The sequence below is a fragment of the Cryobacterium sp. Y29 genome (assembly GCF_002929825.1).
Lineage (GTDB): Bacteria > Actinomycetota > Actinomycetes > Actinomycetales > Microbacteriaceae > Cryobacterium.
In genome coordinates, this window is the sequence record NZ_PJJN01000037.1 from 61,058 (window position 1) to 84,257 (window position 23,200).

General features: G+C 61.8%; 20 protein-coding genes and 2 tRNA genes. 4 read left to right on the top strand and 18 right to left on the bottom strand.

Annotated features, from left to right (window positions below):
• Positions 1 to 916 precede the first annotated feature (916 nt).
• Complete coding sequence (locus tag CXY74_RS15320; RefSeq protein WP_104201231.1) at positions 917 to 1,432, bottom strand: hypothetical protein; 516 nt, start codon at positions 1,430 to 1,432, stop codon at positions 917 to 919.
• A 295-nt stretch (positions 1,433 to 1,727) separates the two neighbouring features.
• On the opposite strand from CXY74_RS15320, the gene CXY74_RS15325 reads away from it, so the two are divergent.
• Positions 1,728 to 2,534 carry a hypothetical protein gene (locus CXY74_RS15325; RefSeq protein WP_104201232.1) on the top strand — a complete coding sequence of 269 codons (807 nt, stop codon included), beginning with the start codon at positions 1,728 to 1,730 and terminating at the stop codon, positions 2,532 to 2,534.
• Positions 2,535 to 3,029: 495 nt separating this feature from the next.
• Here CXY74_RS15325 and CXY74_RS15330 read toward each other — a convergent pair whose 3' ends face one another.
• Positions 3,030 to 3,491, bottom strand: coding sequence for a hypothetical protein (locus CXY74_RS15330; RefSeq protein ID WP_104201233.1), 462 nt, complete (start codon positions 3,489 to 3,491; stop codon positions 3,030 to 3,032).
• A 652-nt stretch (positions 3,492 to 4,143) separates the two neighbouring features.
• On the opposite strand from CXY74_RS15330, the gene CXY74_RS15335 reads away from it, so the two are divergent.
• Positions 4,144 to 4,785 carry a hypothetical protein gene (locus CXY74_RS15335; protein ID WP_146070169.1) on the top strand — a complete coding sequence of 214 codons (642 nt, stop codon included), beginning with the start codon at positions 4,144 to 4,146 and terminating at the stop codon, positions 4,783 to 4,785.
• Positions 4,786 to 5,145: 360 nt separating this feature from the next.
• On the top strand, positions 5,146 to 5,346 hold the full coding sequence (locus CXY74_RS15340) for a hypothetical protein (RefSeq protein ID WP_104201235.1): 201 nt from the start codon (positions 5,146 to 5,148) through the stop codon (positions 5,344 to 5,346).
• A 175-nt stretch (positions 5,347 to 5,521) separates the two neighbouring features.
• On the opposite strand, the gene CXY74_RS17375 is transcribed toward CXY74_RS15340, so the two are convergent.
• The 8 genes from CXY74_RS17375 to CXY74_RS15380 all read right to left on the bottom strand — a co-directional run bounded on the left by CXY74_RS17375 (position 5,522) and on the right by CXY74_RS15380 (position 12,599).
• Positions 5,522 to 5,905, bottom strand: coding sequence for a hypothetical protein (locus tag CXY74_RS17375; protein ID WP_146070170.1), 384 nt, complete (start codon positions 5,903 to 5,905; stop codon positions 5,522 to 5,524).
• Positions 5,863 to 6,930 carry a PD-(D/E)XK nuclease family protein gene (locus CXY74_RS15350; protein ID WP_146070171.1) on the bottom strand — a complete coding sequence of 356 codons (1,068 nt, stop codon included), beginning with the start codon at positions 6,928 to 6,930 and terminating at the stop codon, positions 5,863 to 5,865. The genes CXY74_RS17375 and CXY74_RS15350 overlap by 43 nt, the downstream gene beginning before the upstream one ends.
• A gap of 418 nt (positions 6,931 to 7,348) precedes the next feature.
• Positions 7,349 to 8,176: a GIY-YIG nuclease family protein gene (locus tag CXY74_RS15355; protein ID WP_104201238.1), complete on the bottom strand. Its 828-nt coding sequence runs from the start codon at positions 8,174 to 8,176 to the stop codon at positions 7,349 to 7,351.
• Positions 8,177 to 8,540: 364 nt separating this feature from the next.
• Positions 8,541 to 9,728, bottom strand: a complete 1,188-nt coding sequence (locus CXY74_RS15360; protein WP_104201239.1) for a site-specific integrase — start codon at positions 9,726 to 9,728, stop codon at positions 8,541 to 8,543.
• The gene (locus CXY74_RS15365; protein ID WP_104201240.1) at positions 9,728 to 9,964 is read right to left on the bottom strand and encodes an AlpA family transcriptional regulator; all 237 of its coding nucleotides are present in this window, start codon (positions 9,962 to 9,964) and stop codon (positions 9,728 to 9,730) included. The genes CXY74_RS15360 and CXY74_RS15365 overlap by 1 nt, the downstream gene beginning before the upstream one ends.
• A 171-nt stretch (positions 9,965 to 10,135) precedes the next feature.
• Positions 10,136 to 10,209, bottom strand: a tRNA-Ile gene (locus CXY74_RS15370).
• A 39-nt stretch (positions 10,210 to 10,248) separates the two neighbouring features.
• Positions 10,249 to 11,529, bottom strand: a complete 1,281-nt coding sequence (locus tag CXY74_RS15375) for a glycosyltransferase (protein ID WP_370446165.1) — start codon at positions 11,527 to 11,529, stop codon at positions 10,249 to 10,251.
• A 155-nt stretch (positions 11,530 to 11,684) separates the two neighbouring features.
• Positions 11,685 to 12,599: a DMT family transporter gene (locus CXY74_RS15380; protein ID WP_104201241.1), complete on the bottom strand. Its 915-nt coding sequence runs from the start codon at positions 12,597 to 12,599 to the stop codon at positions 11,685 to 11,687.
• Between the two features lie 40 nt (positions 12,600 to 12,639).
• Between CXY74_RS15380 and def the strand changes: the two genes are divergently transcribed.
• Positions 12,640 to 13,212: a peptide deformylase gene (gene def, locus CXY74_RS15385; protein ID WP_104201242.1), complete on the top strand. Its 573-nt coding sequence runs from the start codon at positions 12,640 to 12,642 to the stop codon at positions 13,210 to 13,212.
• A gap of 41 nt (positions 13,213 to 13,253) precedes the next feature.
• Here def and CXY74_RS15390 read toward each other — a convergent pair whose 3' ends face one another.
• From CXY74_RS15390 to dnaG, 8 genes are all read right to left on the bottom strand, one after another.
• Positions 13,254 to 14,129: a sensor histidine kinase gene (locus CXY74_RS15390; protein ID WP_104201243.1), complete on the bottom strand. Its 876-nt coding sequence runs from the start codon at positions 14,127 to 14,129 to the stop codon at positions 13,254 to 13,256.
• Between the two features lie 123 nt (positions 14,130 to 14,252).
• A tRNA-Asn gene (locus CXY74_RS15395) sits at positions 14,253 to 14,325 on the bottom strand.
• 230 nt (positions 14,326 to 14,555) lie between these two features.
• The gene (locus CXY74_RS15400; RefSeq protein ID WP_104201244.1) at positions 14,556 to 15,458 is read right to left on the bottom strand and encodes an ATP-binding cassette domain-containing protein; all 903 of its coding nucleotides are present in this window, start codon (positions 15,456 to 15,458) and stop codon (positions 14,556 to 14,558) included.
• A 5-nt stretch (positions 15,459 to 15,463) separates the two neighbouring features.
• Positions 15,464 to 17,161 carry an ABC transporter ATP-binding protein gene (locus CXY74_RS15405; RefSeq protein WP_199183264.1) on the bottom strand — a complete coding sequence of 566 codons (1,698 nt, stop codon included), beginning with the start codon at positions 17,159 to 17,161 and terminating at the stop codon, positions 15,464 to 15,466.
• Positions 17,161 to 18,237, bottom strand: coding sequence for an ABC transporter permease (locus CXY74_RS15410; RefSeq protein WP_104201245.1), 1,077 nt, complete (start codon positions 18,235 to 18,237; stop codon positions 17,161 to 17,163). The genes CXY74_RS15405 and CXY74_RS15410 overlap by 1 nt, the downstream gene beginning before the upstream one ends.
• A gap of 2 nt (positions 18,238 to 18,239) precedes the next feature.
• Positions 18,240 to 19,331 (bottom strand): ABC transporter permease, encoded by a 1,092-nt coding sequence (locus CXY74_RS15415; protein WP_104201246.1) that lies wholly within the window; start codon positions 19,329 to 19,331, stop codon positions 18,240 to 18,242.
• A gap of 96 nt (positions 19,332 to 19,427) precedes the next feature.
• Entirely contained in the window at positions 19,428 to 21,056 is a 1,629-nt protein-coding gene (locus CXY74_RS15420; RefSeq protein WP_104201247.1) for an ABC transporter substrate-binding protein, read from the bottom strand.
• Positions 21,057 to 21,276: 220 nt separating this feature from the next.
• Positions 21,277 to 23,142 (bottom strand): DNA primase, encoded by a 1,866-nt coding sequence (dnaG, locus tag CXY74_RS15425; RefSeq protein ID WP_104201248.1) that lies wholly within the window; start codon positions 23,140 to 23,142, stop codon positions 21,277 to 21,279.
• Positions 23,143 to 23,200: the final 58 nt, after the last annotated feature.

The following is a 23,200-nucleotide window of genomic DNA, read 5'->3' on the forward strand; positions in this document are numbered from 1 at the left end:
TCGATGAAGCGGTCCGTCACCAGGTACGAGGGCACGCCAGCCCGACACCACAACCGGCACAGGAACGGGTATGTCATGGCCATATCTACTAGCCGCCTCGCTGCGGCCTTAATAATTCTTTCGACGGCGATATTGACTGGGTGCGCCGATACCTCGGTAAAGGCGGGGCCAGAGTTAGGAAATGAAAGCCGGCCCACGGCCGCAGCCGCAGCTATAACTGCGACGAGCCTCGCCGACAATACCGTCGGCATGTTTCCAGCCGCGACCCGCAACTTAGATGCGTGCAGCGTCGAGCCACTCGGCTCGATCAGCAACCCGGACGCGCCCCGACGCTATTCGTGCTCTCTCTACCGGGTCACGCTTGTCACCTTCGCACCGGCGTTGGAGGCCTCAGCAGCCGCGTTGCTCCTCGACCAAGAATTTGCAGCACGATCGTGCGTGGCGTTATGGCCTCTGACGTCAGTGGATAGGCAACCCGCTTTGGAAGCGCTCAGAACAGGCAGCGCAGCGCCGCCTGTTGAAGGCGGGTACGACTGTAGCGGTGAGCAAGTGATGGTGACACTGGGCCGAGCCGACAACACGATCATTAGAACGCTGGCGCAAACGCCGCCTAGCCCACTGTCCAACACGGTCGTCACTGACGAACCTCCGATAGGGCTTGTCCCTCTGGATGAAGTCCTCAAGTCGGACGAAGTTTTAGTCAGTTTCATTGAAACCACGGTGAGATACGTTGACGTCACTGTGTGCGGTAAATTGCGCCTGTGCTAGAGCGGTAATCCGGGCACATCACATCAAATGCAGAAGATTCGCACGGAATGACGACTCGGTTTAAGGGTAGTGACTGGGGACGTCGTGGTTATCCGAATCGGCATGAGGAGGATGCGGCTGATCATTCGGAGTCGCGCTCCGTGGCAGCTTAACCGCCGAAGTCAGCGAGCATCGAGATGGAGGATCCAGCCGCGTGACATGCCGCGGCGATGGCAGAAGTGGCACCCTGCCACTCAGCCGACTCATGGTCAAAGCGTGCACCACTGAGTGAAGCCTCGGCTGTTTTCAGGAAGATCACGGAAGCCGTGACTAGGTCTCCGACCTCAGAATCGTTCACCAACACATGCTCATACCCGGTGGCGACCATGTCCATCTGAGCAACGAGCTGATCTACGGTCAGGACTCCAGCCGCAAAACCGGCCGCAGTGTTGCCCTCCATCGTGGCGATTGCCGTGACCTGTCCGCAAACATGGTCCGTGCTTATGGCAGATTCACCTGCCCGCGGGGCCGCCGGCGGGGTTGATGCGCTGGTGGGCAGGGCAACTTCTGCTGTCTGCTCCTCCGGCTCTGCAACAGCGGATGCGCAACCGGCGATGGCTAAAGCGAAAACCGTCGCAGCCACAACCGTGAGACTTTTGGAAAGAGTGCCGTGCTTGTAGCTCATGTGACTTGGAACCTAACGATGCTTCGTGCATGAAGTATTAGGCCGGTTCTGTCAGTGAGCCTGGCCACGACCAGAGTACAAGGCCCGCGCCATCCTCATTCCGCCCAGGTCCACACGAGTTGCTGGTCGGGCGCTCTGCTTTGCGACTTCATGATCCGCAATTGACATGGAAACGGATAACCGCCTTCCCGAGACTGGCGGCTAATCGTCCCGTAGGGGGTTCCCCTTAAGAGACGTGCTGTCGGTATCCCGGGGCGGTCTACGCGTCAGAGTGGTTGGTGAGAGGATCTTCTGTATGGGGGCGACTGAGGACGATGAACTGCGTGGCCTGCAAGCACGGGCCTACGGTCGAAAGGCCGACATCCATCAAGACTTTCCAGCACAAGTGCGGCTTCAGGAACTCGAGGACGCGAGACGGCAACTAGCGCCGCAACTTCTCGATGCGGTTATGCCCCCGGAGCCTACCGTCGATCCGATCGACGTGTCCGGCAGCGAAGAAGAGTCCCATCTCGTCGATGACGAGCAGGAACGCCCGACTCACGAATTCTTGAGACGTTTTGCTCGCCTCGCTCTTGCCGTTGGGGATCGACTCGCCCGTGTCCGTCGCTCGACCGTGTTGATTGCGCTCGGTCTCGCCGTCATCGCGAGCGTCATCGCGGCCGCCCTCATTCTTGTCGAGCGGGTCCAGCCCGATCCTCTCCAGACCGGAGCCGACCAGGTCGCCCGACTATCAATCGATCCCAGCTATCAGGTCCCCGGCATTTTCCAGCACATCGCAGCTGAAGGCGATGCTGCGCAGGCCTTCCACGAGTTCTACGGGCTCCGTGCAGTCGTCGCGGCCGGCGGCTGGTTCGGTAGCGGCGCAGAGGACGAGTGCCTGAGCGTCTTCTTGGCCGCGGACGGCGAGAACTCCGACTCAAATTCATTCTCGGGGCGGGTCAGGGGCGGTTGTGCAGCGGGGCCGTTTCCGGCGATGACCCAGTTGATGGCGGACGACGAAGACCTTCCCGGCGAACTGCAGTCGGCGTTCCCGGGACCGACCGCCCTGCAGTTCGTCTACGACAAAGCGAACCAGGAGATCGTGATCTACGCGGGCGAATAACGATATCGAACGGGTCCCCGTGCGAGGCAACGTCCAAGGGTTTAGTGCGTCGAGCCACGTCGATATCGCGACGACGATACGGCGGAGATAGGGGGAAAATTGGGCATTTGCTGTCCTGTGCTAGGAGCCTGACCGTAGTCGTAGCCATTTTCGCGCTGACTGGATGCGCAGTCTCGGCTCCAAATGCTGGTGATACAGCATCTGGAACCTCGACGCCGCAAGTGAGTGACGCGCCGGTCGAAATTGACTCTGACACACTCGTCCTTCCGGCCGCGTCTGAAGAATGAGTAGCGACCACCTTGTGCAATGGATTCCGCAGGCGACGGATTGACCAGACATTTGGGCTCGGCGGCCGGGGCTTCTGGCGTCGAACGTCCGCGATCCCGTCGCGACTCTTGAATGTTGAATCAGCTCGCACGTGACCAATGGGTCCAGCACTCCTGCCGTCCCTTATAGGGGTCCCCAGAGCGCCGGTCGTAGGTGAGCCCGTTGACATCAGGGAGTTGCAGGAGCCCCCAAGTCTGCGGCGACCTGCTTGGCCTCCGATGCGGTCTCGAACATCAGCGTCAGCATACTTGCAATAAGGGCATCCTTCACGAGCGGGGCGGAGAGGACCCGGCCCTCGAGGACAATCGCAAGATTCTTGTTGAGCGCCTCGCGGGAAACATCTCCGAGAGTACCGGTATCTGCGTCACTGAGACCGAGGGTCACGGAATTCGCCGATCCTTGATCCTCGGAGAGCGCTACGGAGTCCGGTGTGACCTCGCCCAGCACCTTCGCTAACTCGTATGTGGTGGTTCCCTCCCGATCGCAGGCCGTGCCTGCGTCGTCTGAGGTCAGGGCCGGCGCGGTGCATGGACCGTCAACGGAGGAGATCAGGAGCCGCAGCTCTAGAGGCTTTCCTGGCGAACTGGTGTCACCGACCGCCGCGCTGCTGCACCCAGTGAGAAGGGTCACGATGGCGGCAAGAGCGAGTGCGAAGGTTGGCCCTCGTAGCGTCCCATACTTGAGCCGTGGTCTGACGTCCGAGCTTGACGATGCTGCTGTTGACATTTTACTTTCCCCCATCGTTGCGGCAGTGCACGATCCTGCTCCCGGATGACGAGCACTCACTCGGGGTGAACGAACTTCTTACAACCTCGCAGTGAATCGGGTATGTGTCAACAAATCGCTTGGCTAGTCGATGCGCGTGCGGTCGTTGCCGGTTTCCTTTATGAGGCAACGGCGCCGCCACTGCGCGCTCGACTCCACACCTGGACAAGCCCGGCCCCTGGCGTCTCGCAAGAGGGTCGCCTTGCGGGCGGGGGGCCGCGGTACCGTCGATGACATGATTACCACCACTTTACTTCGCCTTCGGCGTTGACGCCGTGCTGATGTGGGCCATCCCCCACGCAACAACATCCGGCCGACTTGTGGTTTGATCAACACCGTGCGCCATTCCGTTTCGAACCGACACCGTCCGAGCCCCTTCGCATGGTTGTCCCTCGCGGTGTGCGGCACGCTCACTGGTTGCGCGGGAGCAGTCCCGGCGTCGGACGCGGTGTCACAAGTGTCGGCGCGCAAGGCAGTCGCTGACGTCTCTCGGGGTCTCTACCGTGAGGCGACGGACGTGATCGATGACTATGCCCGCTGGGCTGACACCGACACCGAGAAATCGACCGTAGTCGAGTTGATCGGCTACGAACCATATCCTGGCGCGATCCACGGAGAACCAGTTGGAGCGCTGCAGTTTCGTGCGACGATACAGCCCACCCCGAACGAAGGGCCGCACGTCGCTTGCTTTGAGTCGCAGTTCGATTTCTGGGGCGTCGCGACCGAGGAGCCCGGCGAATGGAGCGACGACACAGCGGTCGCCCACGACATCGCTTGCCCGCCGGACGCACAGCGCATCCCCCCTCCGGTCGACACCCGCTTGGTTGACGTTGTTCCCGACGGAGCGGAGGCTCTCGTCGTCGAGGTGCTGACAAACGCGCCGTCCGCAGCATCCGCTGACGACATAGTCGCCGAAATCGTCAAGCGAATGCCGCAGCCGACCGGTGAGCGTGAGATCGCGTTCGATCCCGAGGCGACGGCAGTCGACGGCGACATCGGCTTCGCGATGGGCGATGGGGACGACTGCCTGCTCGTGAAACGAGACGTCGACGGCGTGCAGGTGTTGCAGGTGCCCACGATTCTGCTTCAGCCCGGAGAGCTCGGGTGCGTAGCCGGCACGGCGCTCCAGCCGGGCGACCAGCTACGGTCCCCCCACTGACCCAGAATCTGGGCGCTCGGCAATCGGCCCGATTGGCCGCGGATCCGTCGCGCAGGGGGTTCCTGAAACAGAACTGGACAGAGTTCGTCCGTAGTTCATGGTTCGCGAAAGTCGCGGTCTTCGTTGGACATAGGCGCGCGCAGCGCGCGCGTACGGACGTTCCACGGGGATCGGTCCTACGGCTGGTGTCGCCGAGCGGGTCAACGCGTACGTTTAAAGCCAGAGCCCCATCACTGTCGTGATTCACGCGCCTACCCCCAGTAGAGGGTCTGGGAAGTTTCCTCCTAAACCCATACTTTTTCGTTTCGTCGGGCGGTCGTTCTGCTTCCTGCATCGTTCTCGGACTGGAATGGATTCGCCGTGCATCCTTGGGTCTACTATTTGCTCGTTAGCCTCGCCGTTTCCCTTCTCGTCGTAAATCGAGGCTTCAAGTACTTGAAGGACCATCCTCGACACATCGGCACTCCCCTGGGCCCCGTCGGACTGGCATTTTGCGCTGCCGGTGTCCTCATGATTGCGAACTTCATCTTCACTCTTTTTCTGATCTTCACGACGCTGTAGCTACGACTCTTGGCGGGTGCTGCGGACGAAAACGAGCATGTTCGATTCGCCAGGGCTTCACGGCCGTCGTTTGACCCCTGATCGGCCCGCGAACTAGGAAACCTCTCCGTCGGGCACTGAGGACGCGACGTCCCGCAGGGGGTTCGGCATGCGGACAGAATCGGCGGGCCGCTCGTCACGCCTCAAGCGCGGCATTGATTGCGTGGGTCGCCGCGACGAGCTGCTTGACGGTCAGGTCCGGCGCCTTCACGTAGCGGTACACAAACGACGGAGCGAAGTGCCCGAAGCCGTCGCGCGGCATGACTTGCCCATCCGGTGATGCGAGGACGTCGTAGAGCGGCGCGAAATCGAACAGCTCGGGGTGCAACGTGGCGAATTCCTCGCGGGCGTCTCTGTCCTCTCCGGTGCGACCCTCGAGGTGTGGCAACACGACACACAACCGAAACTGTCCTTCCTGGTACTGCCACCCCGCTTCGATTTCAACGCCACCAACCCGAGCTTGACGTCGCCAGCCGACTAGAGGCTGGCCGTGGCTGATGGCGGACTCCGTCCATCCCACCGCCGGCCTTCCGCCGCGATTACGGCCTGCACCCGCCGCGCGCGGAGCTTTCGGAGCGCGGTTCGGGTTTGGGTCGAGTCAATCTCTGCGAGTTGCGAACTGTCCAGCCACGCAGACTCCTCCATGGAGTGCACGACAGTGGTGTCGAGTAGGGCGCTCAGGAGCCTCACGACTCGCGAGTACCGTCTGACCGTTTCGACCTCGTAGCTGCTGTCGTCATTGTCAGGGAGGGCGAGATCGATGCGTTCAGCGAGTTCCTGATAGCTCAGGTAGGTCCAGCCCTCGACCGGCTCATGCGGTGGGGACATGCTCAGCAGGATGTGCTGCGCGGGCGAACCCTTCCACCGCGCAGTCTTGCCGCGATATTCGTCGAGCTGCACTCGCTCGGGAAGCGAGAACACCTTGTTCTCGATGACCAACGGCGCCGCGTCCGGCCAATGGAGCACGAGGTCGAGGTTCTCTCGTTCTCGTTCAACGCGCCGCACTGTGGTTAGGCTTGTGGCGTCGTCGGTCGTGAGATCGCGGAATACAGCATCGGCCAGCTTTGGCAGAGCGTCGAAGAACCACGCGAGGAAGTTGCTGTGGAACAACTCGCGTTGGCCGTACATGATCCGCGCGAGCGGCTCCACGTTCAGTTCCCGGGCGATCGCCTTCACCGGCTTCTCATCGCTCGTTGGAATGCCGTCGAGGTAACGACGCACAGGGTTCGCCGCGCCCCTGGGCGGTGCAAGCCGTTCGACGCTCGTCCCTACGGCGCCGAGTTCTGGCGCCGGCACTCCATCAAAGCCCCACCGCCCTTCTTCGTCACCGGAATGCCAGGATTGGATTCGATATGCGCCTCGGACAACACCGCCGGCGACACCGAGCGCGTAGACCGCACGTTGCCGAGTGTCCGCGCCCACGCGCCAGTACATGCGGGTCGCATCGTACGTCGCTCTCGCGTTTGCCTCGGGGGACCATTCCCGGTTGATCACGTAGATCACCGTGGGCTCGGCGACTGCGGGGATCGAGTCAGGTGCTTGCACGAACGCAACCTAGCAGTGGCGCGACGCCTCCCGCTACCTGCAACGAGACCGTGCGGGACGTCGTCGGGAGGCGTTCGCCCGGGAATACGGTCAGCTCGGTAGGCGAGCCATCATCAGACGTCCGCAAGCGCACAGGCCTCCGTGCGGTCACACACTGGTTACGTCGGGAAAGTACCGTCGGCATTCAACGACTGACAGACGCACCGTCTACGCCTTGCCTTCCGCAAGAAGTTGATTCATTTCCGTGGCTGCACGCTGACCTCCGTATTGGCCTGACAGTCACTCCGCCATGGTGCCAACACGGCTCGGCCCTATGACGATCCGGGAGGACACTCGCATGAAGTGATAGTTGTGCAGCATCGATTGCAATGCGTCGATTACGTCGCGATCCTGGCGTCGACTCAAAGTCGGGAAAATCCTAGTTCCTGTTGTGGCCTAGCGACCTAGAGATCAGGACTCCCTTCCAATAGGTCTCGCGGTCGATTACGTGCTGGTCGTCAGTTCGCATCGACCAAAACTCCAGCAGAGCGAACCGCATCGTCTTTCGGAAGTAGTCTTCGCCCTTCGCGGCGAGGTGGACCTTCAACCCGACGTTGTCACCATGGAGCGTGCGGGCGTAGTGGGACCAGCGTTGCCAGATCCCTGTGTCGCCATACGCCGAGCCAACGTAGGGCTCGCCCGTTGCCTCGTCGTGGATGACGTAGACGCCCTTCATCTGCTCTAAGGCGATCCGCCAGTCAGGTCGCCCTTGCTTCACTATCGCCTGGATCTCGGCTAGCGAGTGATTGATGCGGTCGTGCCCCGGGAACGGATCACCGTCGAATGCCTCCTCAGTAATCATCGAAACGGTCATGTCGTTTAGACACGCCTCCATGTTCCGGCGTCGGTTGCGACCCGCGAGTGCCAAGCGTACATAAAGCCTCTTGATGAACGGACCCATGAGGTCCTCTCGAAGGACGACGTCGTACGAATGTTGCCGCGGATCGGGACGGCGCCCCACGACTTCCCAGATCCCACCAAACAGCCAAAGCGTCGGGTCATGTCTGTCCTGCGCGAGCGAGAAAATGAAGTGTCGATTGAAGTCGTCGTTGACATTGCGCCACGAGTTCCACCGTTGCCATTCATCAGAGTCGTTACCGAGGACGTCGATCGGAAATGCCTCACCGTTGTAAACCGCGCAGTGAAGCTTGCACTGGATCGGATCGAAGTCTGGCGGTAGCAGCGTTGCGAGCAAGATCGGATCCATAATAAAAGGCTAATGCTGCCAGGCGCATGGGCACATGAGGCTGGCCTTCGATTAACGGCCAGCCCGCCCTGCGCCAAAACCTTCTTGCTGCAGGCTGATGCGGGTGCCATGGTTGTCGCGTGAAGGTACTCTCAAGCGGCCATCACGCGGTCACGCGACAAGGCGGGAAACTCGGGCGCAGCAGTATTGCGCCGGGAAGAATGCTTCTGCACGGTGAGCATCTTTGGGCCCCGAAGTAGTCGCAGCGCCTGCTCGCTTTAGCGTCGACAAGCGAGCGGATGGATAGCTCGTGGATTTGGTCGTAGCCACAATCTTCGACCCATCTCGTTGGTGGTTCCCGTCGGGGGTTTCTCTTCTAAAACCCCTAACGTGGCGGAGCCAACCGCTGCATCACCTCCGCCGGCGCCGACTTTACCGTGCGGTCCGGCTCCGCATAGTGCGCCTTCGTCGTCGACGTCGAGGTGTGCCCGAGCATGTCGGCCGCCGCCTGCATGCCAAGCTCATTGGCGAGGAGCGTCGCCCCGGTGCGGCGAAAGGAGTGCGGAGTGATGTTCAAGCCCTCGAGTCCAGCATTTCGGAGTATCTCCCGAAACGTGCGCCTGACGTTATATGGCGCGAGTGGAGTGCCAACTCGGGAGTAGAAGATCAGGTGCTCCGCATCCTCCGGATCGAGCAGTGCCAAACGCTGGCGGATAACCTCGGCCGCGAAGGGCGGCATGCCGATGACCCGGTTCGACTCGTGCGTCTTGGGATGCTCCTGACGGTGCACGCCGGACTTGTTGTGCACGACGAGCGTGCCGCTGATGTTCACCCGCGGCGGGTCGGCGTCCAGATCGACGTCGCACTGCCGAATGGCGAGCACTTCTCCGATGCGCGTGGCGGTGCCCAGCATCACCTCGATGATGTCCCGCACCTGGCCGTCGGACCGCGGCCCCATTCTGCCCTCTTCCGTGCGCCATTCGCGGGCCGCAAGGCGGATAGCGGCAATCTGGTCGATCGTGAGCGCCTTCGGTGTGTGCGGAGGGCTCTTCATGCGCGAGGTCTCCTTCATCGGATTTCGCGGAATGATCTCCCTCCGCGTTGCGAACGCGAGAATCATGCCCAAGATTGTTCGAGAGTGCTTTGCTCGCGTATAGGACTGCACTCGCTGCTCCCTCAGGAAGAGCTCGATACGACCGACGGTCACCTCGCGAATCGTGAAGTTCTCGAAGTAGGGCAAGACGAGCACACGCAACGCGCGTTGATACGTGTCCTTCGTGCCCTGGACACGGTCGACATCGAGCAGCACGTCCTCCATCCAGGCCGCCGCGAGCAACGGAAAAGGCGAGCTGGCCGTCAGGGACTCCCCGACGCCACCGACGCGCATTCGCGCGGCCAGTTCGGTCTTGAGGGCCGCCTGCGCCGCGTTTCGGCTCTCCCGCGTGGCGCCGACTTGTCTGGACTGTCCGTCCCAGTCTCGGAACACGGTCGTGGCACGAAACCGCCCGGGGCCGAGTTTGACCGTCGTGATCGAACCGAACGTACTAATCGGCAGGCGCGGTCGCCCCGACATCAACGATCAACCCCTTGGCTGTCCAAGACCGCTTCCGGTTCATGCAAACCGTCCAGCCACCGGCGAATATCTGAGACCCGATAGCGGATCTCTCGTCCGACGCGGATGCCGGAGGGTCCGCGACCGTCGGTGCGCAGGTCATAAATCGCCTGCACCTGCACGCCGACATATTCGGCCAGCTCGCTTGTCGTCAAAACGGGCTCGAGACCGAGCCCCAAGAGTTTTTCAGTGTCCATAACCCGTAGGTGTTCTAGGTCATCCCAGATGACTCGAACCGGGTCGTGCACCTTCTCTGTGGGTACCCCAGAAGGACGGAAATTTTGGAATAAACAATGGATAAACAATGGGTGAGTCAAGTCTTGCCCTTTCGGTACAGACAAGAAACCCTGATCAGATCAAAATTACAGTAGGGCGGCCGGGACTTGAACCCGGGACCGACGGATTATGAGTCCGCTGCTCTAACCAGCTGAGCTACCGCCCCAAAGAGAACAACCAAACGGTCGTACCCACAAATACGTGACTATCCCGGCGTCTGCGACGAAACCCCGTTGGTGACCAGATCGCTCACCGACTCACCACGATACAGGCATTCGAACGTGTTCAAAGTGCGCTTGATGTCATGCGCGGCAATGAGCTTGAGTGACTCCCGCTTGAGTGCCTCCAGGCGTTCCGGGGTAGCCGTCAGCACCAGGGTCAGTTTGTCCGCCAGATCCCGCGCATCGCGCGGCTTGAACAGGTACCCGTTGGCCTGGTCATGAACGAGATGTGGAAGCGCCATTGCATCGGCGGCCACAATTGGCAGTCCCGACGCCATGGCCTCCATCGTGGCGATACTCTGCAGCTCGGCAATGGACGGCATGGCGAAGACCGTAGCCCGTGAGTACGCCGCGCGCAGCTCGTTATCCGTCACATAACCGGTGAACGTGACACGGGAGCGGATGCCGAGGGTGTCGGCCAGGTGCTCCAGGTTGCGTTTCTGGTCGCCCCCGCCGACAATCTCGATCCGGGTGTCGAGGTCGGGTGACAGCAGCGCTGCCGCCTGCAGGAGTACGTCGATCTGCTTCTCTCCGGTGACGCGACCGACGAATAGGATTCGGTTCTTTGTGCGCGGCTCGAAGTTCGGTGCGTAGTTGTCAGCGTCGATTCCACAGGATATGGCATGGACACCGGTGAGACCGGTGTATTTCTCCAAAAACTGTGCGGCCCGTATGGTCGGGGTCGTGACGGCTGCGGCGCGGCCGAACGTGCGCCGGGCAGCACGCCAGGCGGCCTTGATGACGCGATCTTGTAAGCCGACCGGCACAAGGGAGAACTTCACCATATTTTCGGGCATGAAGTGATTCGTGCCGACCAGGCGGATGTTGCGCTTGGCCGCCTCGATCGAAACACCGCGGCCGACGTTGATATGGGACTGAAAGTGCACGACGTCGGGATGGAACGAGTCGAGAATACGCCGGCTTTCACCACGAATCAGCCAGGGCAAGGCGAAGCGTAACCAGTCGTGCGGGTACCAGCGCCAGCTGTGCAGGCGATGCACCACCATCGACTGTCCCTCGTGCATTTCGGTCCAACTGCCGTGCTTGCGCGACGGCGCGGGAGCCATGATCTGAACTTCGTGGCCTCGTGCCACCAGACCGGCGGCCAGTCGCTCGGCAAATCGAGCAGCACCGTTCACATCGGGTGCAAAAGTATCGGCGGCGATGAGAACACGAATCCGCGGCTTTTCAGACGGCACACTCGCGGCGCGCTCGGGCGCATTGCCCGGGGTTGGGCTGCTCAGCAAGTCGGTCGAATCTGACAAGTGGAGTGGTCCCTACGTTGTTGGGCCGGAGATCATCATCCGGCAGGAAATCTCAAGTGCACTCACTAGAAATGACGCGGTGCACTCGAACACTATTCTAAACCGTGCCCGCCCAGCGGTGTCCCGCACCGCAGCGCCCCAAAATTTCTCGCGAATCAGCGGTCGAGTTGGGGGTGGTAGCGCGCGAGCAGAAAAACCCCCCAAATGGCAATTGCTCCAGCCACGACGAAGGCGACGGCAGCCGCGGGCGGTGCCTGGCTGGCTTCGCCCAGCACGATGATTCCAATGCCGACAGCGACGAGCGGGTCGACAACAGTGAGCCCTGCAATCACGAGATCCGGTGGTCCCGACGCGTAGGCGTTCTGCACGAAGTACGCCCCCAGTACAGCGGCGAGCAGTAGGCCGAGCACGCAAGTCAACGTCAGCCACTCAAAGTTTCCGTTCTGGGTGCGATTGATGACGACCTTGGCCAACGTCGCTACGAATCCGTAGAGCACGCCGGCACCGAGTATGTAGAAAATTGCCTGTGACCGGCGGCGGAGAAACCCGAAGGCAAGCGCAAAGACCAGCAGAACGACCGCGAGAACGGTGAGAATTGTCACCAGGTTTTGGTCGGTGACCGGCTTGTCGACGGCAGTGAACGCGGCCACGGTCACGAACAGGCCTACCCCGCCCACGCACATAGAGATGGCGATAATACTCGCCCGATTGAGCTTGACCTTGCTGACTCGGGCGTTCAAGACAGCGGTGATAACGAGGGCGACCGCCCCGAGCGGCTGCACGACGATGATAGGCGCGAAGGCAAGGCTCGTCAGTTGGAACACAACAGCCAGACCGAGCATAAGAGATCCAAACACCCAGGACGGGCGGGCCAGCAGCAGGGTGAGCTGGCGCACGCTGAGACCGCCGGTGACCGCTTTGGTGCGCGCTTCAACCTTATTCACGCCGCGATGCTGAAATTGAGCGCCGAGGGAGAGAAAGACGGCGCCGACCAAGGCCAGCGGAATTCCGATGGCCTGCCGCGGATCAATGGCGATTTCTGTCGCCAGATCGGTTAGGTCAGGAGTCACTTGACGACCCTATCGACAAGCTTGACGATATTCTGGAGAAATGGCCGTACGCGCGATAGTAATTTCAGGTGACCCCGTTCTCCACTCCCCCGCTGCTCCCGTCGTCGATTTCGACGACGATTTGCGCGCGTTGGTGAAAGACATGTTTGACACGATGGATGCTGCGCCGGGGGTCGGTCTCGCCGCCACGCAGGTGGGAGTCGGGCTGCGCATCTTCACGTACAGCTACCAGGACGACGATGACCTGTCCTGGCGGGGCGTCGCCATCAACCCTGAACTCTGGATCACACCGGTGTCGGCCGAGCCCGTGGACGACGAAGATGTCGACGAAGACGAAGGCTGCCTGTCATTTCCGGGTGAACGTTTTCCACTGAAACGGGCAGAGTCGGCCATTCTGCGCGCTGTCGATGCCGAGCAACAACCATTTGAGATTCGAGCGGACGGCTGGCTCGCCCGTATTTTTCAGCACGAGTACGACCACCTCGACGGCACCCTGTATGTTGACCGCCTCGAGCACGTCTACGCGAAGGCGGCGGCCAAGATCGAACGTAAGAAGAGTTGGGGCGTGCCCGGCCTGAGCTGGACCCCGGGGATCGACAACCTCGAGGGGTAACGCCCCAGCCCGAGTATCAGGCACTGCGAGCGGTACCGAGGTCACCGGCCGAGGTCTACACCGTGCACGCCGTTGTGAAAGCGCAGGGATGGGAACACGGCCGATACCGAGAAACCCAGCCCGGGTACCGTTCCGGCGTTGAAGACACCGCCGAAGAGCTGCGCGCGCTCCCGCATCTGCGTGATGCCGGGGCCGGCGATGCTCTCGCTGAGGGCCTTGAGGTCGTCCTCGATCGTGTACGGGGTGCGTGCGGCCTGTTCGCCGGCTTCCTTGCCGTCCCGGCGGGCTGCGGCGCGGATACCGTCATCGTCGACGAGCAGCTGCAAGCCGTCCCTGGTCCAGGTGAACGACACGCGCGCTTCGGTTCCAACGCCGCCGTGCTTGAGCGCGTTTGAGAGGGCGCTCTGCAAAATTCGGAAGATGGCCAGCTCGGCACCAGCCTTGAGCGCGAATCGTTCGCCCGATTCGATGAAACCGACCACCAGACCAGCGTCGCGCATCACGCGAAACAGGTCGCGGGTTGACTGCGGGCCTGGCTGTAAGGCCCCGACCGTTTCGCCCTCGCGCACGATTGTGAGCACGCGACGCATGTCAGCGAGGGCCACCCGACCATCATCAACGAGCGCCGTGGCGGCGCGCACGGCCGTTGAAGGATCGCTCTCCGCCATGTAGCGGGCGCCCTCGGCCCGCGTGACGAGGCGGGCAATGGTGAGCACTGCGCCATCCTGCAACTCCCGAATGATGGCCAGGCGCCCCTGTTGCTCGGCGAGGGAGAGTTCCAGTTCAATGCGCACACGTTCAGCGGCATTGCGATCGAAGAAGACCCGACGTGAGCGCAGCACTGAAATGGTCCACAACACGAGCAGCGCCCCGGATAGTACACCGAGTGCCGGTACCAGAAGTTGCGAGAAATCCACTGCTGACCGCCGTTTCTTGTGCCGAAACCATGACGCATTATTAGAGGTGAAAAAACCTTCTGTCGAAACAAAAACGTACCGACAAAAAAGGCCACCCGGGGTGGAGCCCTGAGTGGCCTTTCGCTCCCCGACTTGGACTCGAACCAAGAACCTGCGCATTAACAGTGCGCTGCTCTGCCAATTGAGCTATCGAGGAATACTGGAACAGCGTTGCTACTTTACCAAGATTTCTTGTTGCGCCAAAACCACGACGACTGCCGATGGGCTCTAACTTCTCATTTTGACCACCGAAAAGCCTTTGCAGGCCACGAAAAATGGGCCACGGGCAACAGTTGAGCAGTCTGGTGCGCCAAAAGCCGGTCGGGCGTGTCGGACCGGTCGCGATCGATCACGCTTCACAGCGGATGCGATCGGTCGCGACCCAGATCAGTTCCCGGCCACGCCACCGGTTTCACCGCTGATGTCGCCAACCTCGACGCTGCCCACATCATCGACGACGGCAGTGTCTGTGGGAGGCTGCAAGGCTGCGGCGAGTCCACGGACATACGGGTGCCAGGGGTCTCGAAAGACGTCGTCGATGGTGCCGAGACCGACCAGCACGCCCTGGTGCATGACACCGATGCGACTGGTGACGCGCTGCAGCACGGCCAGGTCGGAGCTGATCACTAACGCGGAGAAGGATCGCTCCTGCTGCAATTCGCTGATCAGGTCAATCACGGCGTCCCGTACCAGTACATCAACGCCCGCTGTGGGCTCGTCAGCGATCAACAGGGCCGGACCGAATACGAGCGCCCGGGCCAACGCTACCCGCTGTCGTTGACCACTCGAGAGCTCATAGGGATACTGACCGAGAAGAGCCAGCGGAAGGCGCACCGCATCGATCATGGTGGCCACCTGGGCACCGAGCGCACGACGGTTGTAGCGTCGATCCCGCTCGAGTACCGGTTCGGCGACAATCTCGGCCACCGTCATGGTCGACGGCAGGGTATCGGCGGCATCCTGGGCCAGCAGCCCCACTCCGAAGGTGAGCCGGGTCAGCTTGCGCTTGCTGATACGGCGCAGCTCGAACCCGAGCACGGTCGCCTCTCCCCCGGTGATCTGCGGACGGATGCCGGCGGCATCGTTCACGAATGCGTCACCGGAGAGCACCCGGGCGAGGGTGCTTTTACCCGAGCCGCTCTCACCGAGCAGACCCACGACTTCCCCCGTCGCGATGCGCAGGGTGAACCCGTGCACCGCGACGAACGCCGGGCTCGCCCCGTGCGGCGGGTATTCGATGGTCAGATCGCTCGTTTGAATCGGCGGAACGGATGCCGCGCCATGCCTCATTCGATCTATCCTGCCGCACGCAGGATGCGGAGTTCGTCCCTCCGCAGAGCCTGTGCCACCGGATCAGGAACCGGAAGCGAGGCCAGCAGCCGCTGGGTGTAGGCGTCCTTCGGGGCACCGAGTACTTCGGCGCCGGTTCCTTCCTCGACCAGTTTTCCCTGGTAGAGCACGGCAATGCGGTCGGCGAGAATATCGACGACGGCAAGGTCGTGGCTGATGAACAGCGCAGCGAAGCCAAACTCTTTCTGCAGCTCAGCGAAGAGCTCGAGCACCTTCGACTGCACCGACACGTCGAGCGCGCTGGTCGGCTCGTCCGCGATGAGCAGGCTCGGCTCCAGCGCGAGTCCGCGAGCTAGGCTCGCGCGCTGACGCTGTCCACCGCTGAGCTCATGCGGGTAGCGGTCACCGAATGCGCGCGGCAGCTGGACCGCCTCAAGCAGCTCGTTGACGCGCCTACGGGCGGCACGGGGGTTGGCCGCACGTCCGTGTACGACGAGCGGTTCGGCCACGCACTCAGCGATCGTGAGTAGCGGATTGAAGCTCGATGCCGGGTCCTGAAAGACGAAACCGATGTCACTGCGCACCTTCTTGAAGGCGCGTTCCTTGAATCCGTTCATCTCATGGCCGAGCACGGTGAGGGATCCACCAGTCACCCGGGTCAGCCCGCCCATGGCCCGCCCGATCGTGGTCTTGCCCGATCCGCTCTCACCGACCAGGCCGAGTACCTCGCCCGGACGAATGGTGAAGCTCACTCCATCGACGGCGGTGAAACCAGGTTTGCCGAGCCGACCTGGGTACTGAATTTTCAGGTTGTCGGCGACAACGACCGGCTTAGCTGCTGCCCAGTGAGCCTCGCGAGCCTCAAGCCTTGCGGTGGCCCGCGTCGTGCCCTGACCGACGTGCGGCACCGAGCCGAGCAGTCGTTTGGTGTAGTCGTGCTGCGGGTTCGAGAACAGCTCCTGAGCGGGGGCCTCTTCGACGATTTTGCCCTCGTACATGACGACCACGCGGTCGGCGAGGTCGGCGACCACGCCCATGTTGTGGGTGATCAGCACAATCGCACTGCCGAATTCGTCGCGGCAGCGTCGCAGCAGGTCGAGAATCTCGGCCTGCACTGTCACGTCGAGGGCGGTGGTCGGTTCATCGGCGACGATCAGCCCGGGGTCGAGCACGAGGGCCATAGCGATGACCACGCGCTGTTTCTGCCCGCCCGAGAACTGGTGTGGGTAGTAGTCGACGCGGCTCTCGGGGTCGGGGATTCCGACCCGGCCGAGAATCTCAATCGCCTTGGCGCGGGCTTCTTTGCGGCTGAACTCACCATGGGCGCGAATGCCCTCCGCGATCTGCCAGCCGACGGTGTACACGGGGTTCAGCGCTGTAGACGGCTCCTGGAACACCATCGAAACGTCCGCTCCCCGCAGCTGGCGCAGCTTCTGCTTGCTCACGGCGAGAACGTCGTTCGAGTTGGAGCCATCCTTGCTGCTCAGAATCACGGCACCATGGGCGATCGCCGTATCCGGGAGCAGGCCCAGAATGGTCTTGGCGGTAACGGTCTTGCCGCTGCCGCTCTCCCCCACGATGGCGAGAATCTCACCGGGAGCGACGCGCAGCGATACCCCGTCGACGGCCGTGACCGCCCCGCCATCGGTGGCAAAGGTCACATTGAGGTTGTCGATGCGGACGACGTCGGGCAGGGATCTCATTATTTGGCCTCGAATGGGTCGTCGTTCGAGTGTTGGTCGGAAGCCGGCGAGCTGGCCTCAAGCCCGTCGATACCGCCAGGTCCGGCATTCAGGGTTCCGCCGGGCACGACGCTGGTGGCGGCGGTTTTGCCTGGAGCACGTCGACTGCGCAGTCGTGGGTCGGCGAGGTCGTTCAGGCTCTCGCCGACCAGGGTGATGCCGAGAACGACAAGCACGATGGCAAGCCCCGGGAACAGGCTCGTCCACCAGATACCGCTTGAGACGTCGGACAGTGATTTGTTCAGGTCGTAGCCCCACTCGGCGGCTGAGGATGGCTCAATGCCAAAGCCGATGAAGCCTAGGCCAGCCAGTGTCAACAGCGCCTCGGAAGCGTTCAGCGTAAAGATAAGGGGCAGGGTTCGCGTGGCGTTCCGCAAAACATGGCGAAACATGATGCGTCCGTTGCTCGCACCGAGCACCCGGGCCGACTCCACGTAGGCCTCAGCTTTGATGCGTACGGTTTCAGCGCGAATCACTCGAAAGTACTGCGGAATGAAGACAACGGTGATCGAGATCGCGGCAGCGAATATTCCGCCCCACAGGCCGGAGCGGCCGCCAGAGATGACGATGCCCATAACGATCGCCAGCAGCAGCGCCGGAAAGGCGTAAACGGCGTCGCAGATAACGACGAGCACCCGGTCGAGCCATCCGCCGAAGTACCCCGAGACGAGGCCGAGGGCTACGCCGGCAAAGATAGACAGTACGACGGCGATGACCATCACGGTGATCGCGGTCTGCGAGCCCCAGATAACACGGGAAAGCACGTCGTAGCCTCCGACGGTAGTACCGAGCAGATGTGAGCCGCCGGGTGTCTGCTGGGCGCCGAAGGAGCCGCTGTCATCGCGCAGCTGGCTGTAGCCGTACGGCGCGAGCAGTGGCGCGAAGATTGCGGTCAGAATGAAGACGCCGGTGATGACGAGGCCGGCCACGAGCATGCCGCGTTGCAGGCCGACGCTCTGGCGGAGTTGATGCACGACGGGCAGGCGGGTCCACAGCGGAGCCCGGGGTGAGAGAGTGGTTTCAGTGAGCGTTGTCATGATCAATACCGCACTCTCGGGTCGATGAGCGCGGCGATGATGTCCACGATGAAGTTGGACAGGGCAACGATGACGGCGAGCAGTGCGACGATGCCCTGCACGGCCACGAAGTCGCGGGCTTTGATGAATTCAATCAGGATGAATCCCAGTCCCTTCCACTCGAAGGTGGTTTCGGTCAGTACTGCGCCACCGAGCAGTAGTGCGATCTGCAGGCCGATGACGGTGATGATGGGGATGAGCGCTGGTCGGTAGGCGTGCTTGCTCACCAGCCGATATTCATTGACACCACGCGAGCGGGCGGCATCCACATAGTCGGTGCCCAGAGTGCCGATGACGTTGGTGCGCACGAGCCGTAGGAAGACGCCAGCCGTCAGTAGCCCGAGGGCCAGTGCGGGGAGCACAGCGTGGGCCAGAACATCCCCGAAGACCGCGGGGTCACCGGTTTGCAGAGCGTCGATCGTGTAGACGCCGGTCTTATTGGGCAGGAACCCCATTTCCAGTTCGGAGCCGGTCGTGGCTCTCCCTGCTACGGGGAGCACCTTGAGCCACACGGCGAAGACCAGCTTGAGCAGGAGTCCGGCGAAGAATACCGGTGTGGCGTAGCAGAGGATGGCGAACACGCGCAGGACGGCATCCGGTGCCTTGTCGCGCCAGTAAGCCGCGACCATACCGAGCGGGATTCCGACGATGAGTGCCACCAGAAGGGAATAAAAGACCAGCTCAGCAGTCGCCGCCCCGTAGGTGAGGAGAACCTCGGAGACTGGCCGGTTGGTGCTGATCGTGGTGCCGAAATTGCCGGTGAAGATGTGGCCGAGGTACTCGAAATATTGCACCAGGATAGGGCGGTCGTAGCCAGCCTCGTGGATGCGTTCGGCCAGCTGCTCAGGCGCAAGACGGCCACCAAGAGCTGCCGTGATGGGGTCGCCCGTTGCGCGCATGAGCCAGAACACCATGGTGACCAGGATGAAAATCGTGGGAATGATGAGAAGAAACCGAATCAGCAGATATCGACCGATTCCGCCCTCCTGACTGGGCTTCTTCTTCGAAGCACGTCCCCCGGTCGGCGCGGATGGCTTCAAGGCCACAGTGGACATAACTACCTCACGATTGCAAAAGAATCGGGGGCATCCAGCGAATTCGCGCTGAACACCCCCGGTGATCTGACTAGAAAACTTTAGTCGACGTGCCGATTATCCCTTGGAGAGCGCTCCGTAGCGGAATTTGAAGGAATCGTCGAGCGTGTCCTTGGTGCCGGTGATATCCGTACCGGTCACCGCGACCTGTGAACCCTGCAGCAGCGGGAGAGTCGACAGCTGGGCCGCGACTTTGTCCTGGATCTCACCGATGAGAGCGGTGCGCTCTGCCGGGTCAACCGTGACGGCCTGCTTCAGGATCAGGTCGTTGACTTCCGGGTCGCTGTAGTGGTTCTTGATGAAGTTGTTGGTCAGGAAGAACGGTGTCAGGTAATTGTCGGCGTCGGTGTAGTCCGGGAACCAGCCGAGCTGGTACGCGGGATACACGTCAGTGGTACGGTCCTTGACGTACTGCACGTATTCGGTCGACTGCAGGGAGACGTTGAACAGGCCGGACGAATCGAGCTGATCCTTGATCAGCGCGTACTCGTCGCTTGATCCGGGACCGTAGTGGTCGGTGTTGTACTGCAGGCTGAAATCGACTGGAACGCTCACTCCGGCGGCCTCCAGGGTCGCTTTAGCCTTGTCGAGGTCAGGCGCACCCGATCCGTCGCCGTAGAGGCCCTTGAGGGACTCGTTCGCACCGGTCAAGCCATTGGGAACATAGGAATACAGCGGGGTGTAGGTGCCCTTGTAGACCTGGTCGGCGAGCTCGTCGCGGTCGACGATATCTGCCACTGCCTGACGCACGGCTAGTGCTTTGGCCGGGTCGGCCTCGGCGGTCGTCGCTCCGTACGGCTGCGTGTTGAAGTTGAAGGTGATGTACCGGATCTCGCCACCGGGGCCGTCCAGAACAGACACATTGTCGTTGCCGCGGAGGTCGTCAATGTCGGTAGCTGACAGGCTGCGCAGAGCGACGTCCACGCTGCCCTCCTGAACCTCAAGCTTGAGGTTTGACGAGTCGGTGAAGTACTTCACGTTGACGCCGTCGTTCTTCGCGGCGCCCCAGAGCCCTTGGTATCCTTCGAATTTCTTGTACGAGATGATGTTATTGAAGTCGTAGCTCGCAATTTCATACTGTCCGGCGAAGGCCTTGGCGGCGACGATGTCGTCGTCGGCGGTCAGTTCCGTGGCCGAGAAAGATTCTTCATCGACGATGGGACCGGCCGGGCTCGACAGGATCTGGGGGAAGATCTGATCGTTGGCAGCCTTGAGGGTGAAGACAACCGTGGTGTCGTCCACGGCCGCGGTGCTCGCAAGGTTGTAGAGAAGCGATGACGGGCCGTTATCGGCAGCGATCGCGAGCTGGCGATCAAAGCTGAATTTCACGTCCGATGAGGTGAGGGCATTGCCGTTGGCCCAGGTGAGGTCGGGCTTGAGGGTGACGGTATATTCCGTCGGCGAGGTGAACTCCGCCTTGGTGGCGATGTCGGGTTCGACTTCGGAGCTGCCGTATGGCGTGTTCATGAGAAAGGGGAACACCTGCAGCTGAACATTGAACGATCCAGCATCATAAGAACCAGCGGGGTCGAGGGTGGTGACCTTGTCGGTCGTACCGAGGATGATAGTGCCCCCGGCGTTGGGGGTAGAACCGCCCGAAGCGCAGCCGGCCAGAACGAGCGCCGCGGCGGTCAGTCCGGCTGTGGCAGCGAGAGCGCGCTTGCCGTTAGTGAATGCGGATGTCATATCCGTCGTCCTCTTCCTCTAGAAGTTCTTAGATCAGAAACGCTCGAACAGAGCGCAGCTGTTCCTTGCTGTTAGCCAAGAGTTAGCATAGAAGTCGCAAATAGCAACGATCTGTCGCAGCTTCTTTACATATCTGCAACAAACTCAGTCTCAAGTGTTGCAGGTTGAAGTTCCTTGCTGCGCTTTGCTGGCGGGTATACCAAACATTCCGGTTGCACAGTCATTCTTCGCGAAGAGCGCGGCGCTCGGCCTCGACCCGCACGAGTTCGCGCTGAAGAGCGCGGTACATCTCGGTGTCGGCGGCATCCGCTCGCTGGAGGCGCCCGAGCAATTCTGCCTTGAGCCTGAGCAGGTCTTTGTCAATGAGCACGATCGTGATGTCGCGTACGTACCGGGCGACATCTTTCTCGGTGCGCTCGGGAAGATTCGCCATGGCGAGCTCCTGCACGAGGTTCTTGAAGGTGTCAGGCACCTCGGAGACCACCCGCTCGAGCCAGTCTGGCGCATCGAAATGAGCGAGACTCGCGGCGATGGCATCGCGCACGACCGCGAGCGACGTATTCGCAAAGGATGTCTGCACCGCGCTGTCAAGGATGTCTCTGCCGATCAGTGTCGGTCGCTGAAGCATCGCCATGAGGCCATCGCGCTCGAGCCGGGTGACCGGGTCGCCGGGCAATTCGAGCAGCGAGAACGGGCGCTCAGGCAGGACTTCGATCGTGCCGGCGTGGCGCGGCGCGTTCGGTGCGCCGCTCGCTGCGGCGCGTGCCCCGGACTGGGCATTCGTCACCGCCTTGGCCACTTCGCCCATGTCGACTCCCAGCATGCGGGAGAGTTCGCGGGTATAGCCGGGGCGCAGCACGGGGTCGCGAATATCGCCGACCACGGGGGCCGCGGCACGCAGGGCCGCCGTCCGGCCCTCGACGGTGTCGAGATTGTACTGAGAGAGAATCTGCCGAATCATGAACTCGAACATCGGCTTCTTCGAGTCGACCAGCCGCCGTACGGCGTCGTCACCGCGTTGCAGCCGCAGGTCGCAGGGGTCGAGTCCTTCCGGGCCGACGGCCACATAAGTCTGCGCGGAGAACCGCTGCTCTTCGCTGAAGGCGCGCATCGCGGCCTTCTGGCCGGCGGCATCCGGGTCGAATGTGAAGACGACCTCGCCAACGCCCGAATCATCACCGAGCACACGGCGCAGCACCTTGATGTGGTCGACACCGAATGAGGTGCCGCAGGTAGCGACGGCCGTGGTGATTCCGGCCAGGTGGCAGGCCATGACGTCGGTGTAGCCTTCGACGACCACGACCTGGTGGCTGCGCGAGATATCACGCTTGGCCAGGTCGAGGCCATAGAGCACCTGGGCCTTGTGGTACACGGGAGACTCGGGCGTATTGAGGTACTTGGGGCCCTTGTCGTCCTCGAGCAACTTGCGGGCGCCGAAGCCGATGGTCTGCCCAGTGATGTCTCGAATCGGCCACACCAGGCGACCACGGAAGCGGTCGTAGATGCCGCGGTCGCCACTGGAGACCAAGCCGGACAGGGTGAGTTCTTCGGTGGTAAACCCGCGACCACGCAGGTGGTTGGTCAGTTCGTCCCAACTTTTCGGGGCGAACCCAACCCCGAATCGAGTTGCGGCGTTGGCGTCGAATCCGCGTTGGCCCAGGAAGGCGCGGCCGACCTCGGCACCCGTACTGCCGAGCTGTTCAATGAAGAAATCGGATGCTGCCTGATTGGCAGCGAGCAGTCGCGCACGATTACCGTGGTCGGGAGCTGCGCCGGAACCGTCTTCGTAGTGCAGGTCGAGGCCGACCCGACCGGCCAGGCGTTCGACGGCCTCACTGAAGCTGACGTGGTCCATTTTCTGCAGGAAGGAGTAAACATCACCGCTCTCACCACAGCCGAAGCAGTGGTAGAAACCCACCTGGGGACGTACGTGAAAGCTCGGGCTGCGTTCGTCGTGAAAGGGGCAGAGACCCTTCATCGAGCCGACACCCGCGGACTTCAGGGTGACGTAATCACCGACGATGTCGGCGATATTGGTGCGGGCCTTGACCTCTTCGATATCACTTTGTCGAATCAGTCCAGCCATGCCTAAATTCTATCGTCCCGGGGCGACGGGCTTCGTCGCCCGTTCCCGGGCCCATGTT

Excerpts from the sequence above, each read along its gene's own strand:
- CXY74_RS15320 (WP_104201231.1), bottom strand. The coding sequence starts at position 1,432 with ATGAGCTACAAGCACGGCACTCTTTCCAAAAGTCTCACGGTTGTGGCT.
- CXY74_RS15325 (WP_104201232.1), top strand. The coding sequence starts at position 1,728 with ATGGGGGCGACTGAGGACGATGAACTGCGTGGCCTGCAAGCACGGGCC.
- CXY74_RS15355 (WP_104201238.1), bottom strand. The coding sequence starts at position 8,176 with ATGGATCCGATCTTGCTCGCAACGCTGCTACCGCCAGACTTCGATCCG.
- CXY74_RS15360 (WP_104201239.1), bottom strand. The coding sequence starts at position 9,728 with ATGTCGGGGCGACCGCGCCTGCCGATTAGTACGTTCGGTTCGATCACG.
- CXY74_RS15365 (WP_104201240.1), bottom strand. The coding sequence starts at position 9,964 with ATGGACACTGAAAAACTCTTGGGGCTCGGTCTCGAGCCCGTTTTGACG.
- def (WP_104201242.1), top strand. The coding sequence starts at position 12,640 with ATGGCCGTACGCGCGATAGTAATTTCAGGTGACCCCGTTCTCCACTCC.
- CXY74_RS15400 (WP_104201244.1), bottom strand. The coding sequence starts at position 15,458 with ATGAGGCATGGCGCGGCATCCGTTCCGCCGATTCAAACGAGCGATCTG.
- CXY74_RS15405 (WP_199183264.1), bottom strand. The coding sequence starts at position 17,161 with ATGAGATCCCTGCCCGACGTCGTCCGCATCGACAACCTCAATGTGACC.
- CXY74_RS15410 (WP_104201245.1), bottom strand. The coding sequence starts at position 18,237 with ATGACAACGCTCACTGAAACCACTCTCTCACCCCGGGCTCCGCTGTGG.
- CXY74_RS15415 (WP_104201246.1), bottom strand. The coding sequence starts at position 19,331 with ATGTCCACTGTGGCCTTGAAGCCATCCGCGCCGACCGGGGGACGTGCT.
- CXY74_RS15420 (WP_104201247.1), bottom strand. The coding sequence starts at position 21,056 with ATGACATCCGCATTCACTAACGGCAAGCGCGCTCTCGCTGCCACAGCC.
- dnaG (WP_104201248.1), bottom strand. The coding sequence starts at position 23,142 with ATGGCTGGACTGATTCGACAAAGTGATATCGAAGAGGTCAAGGCCCGC.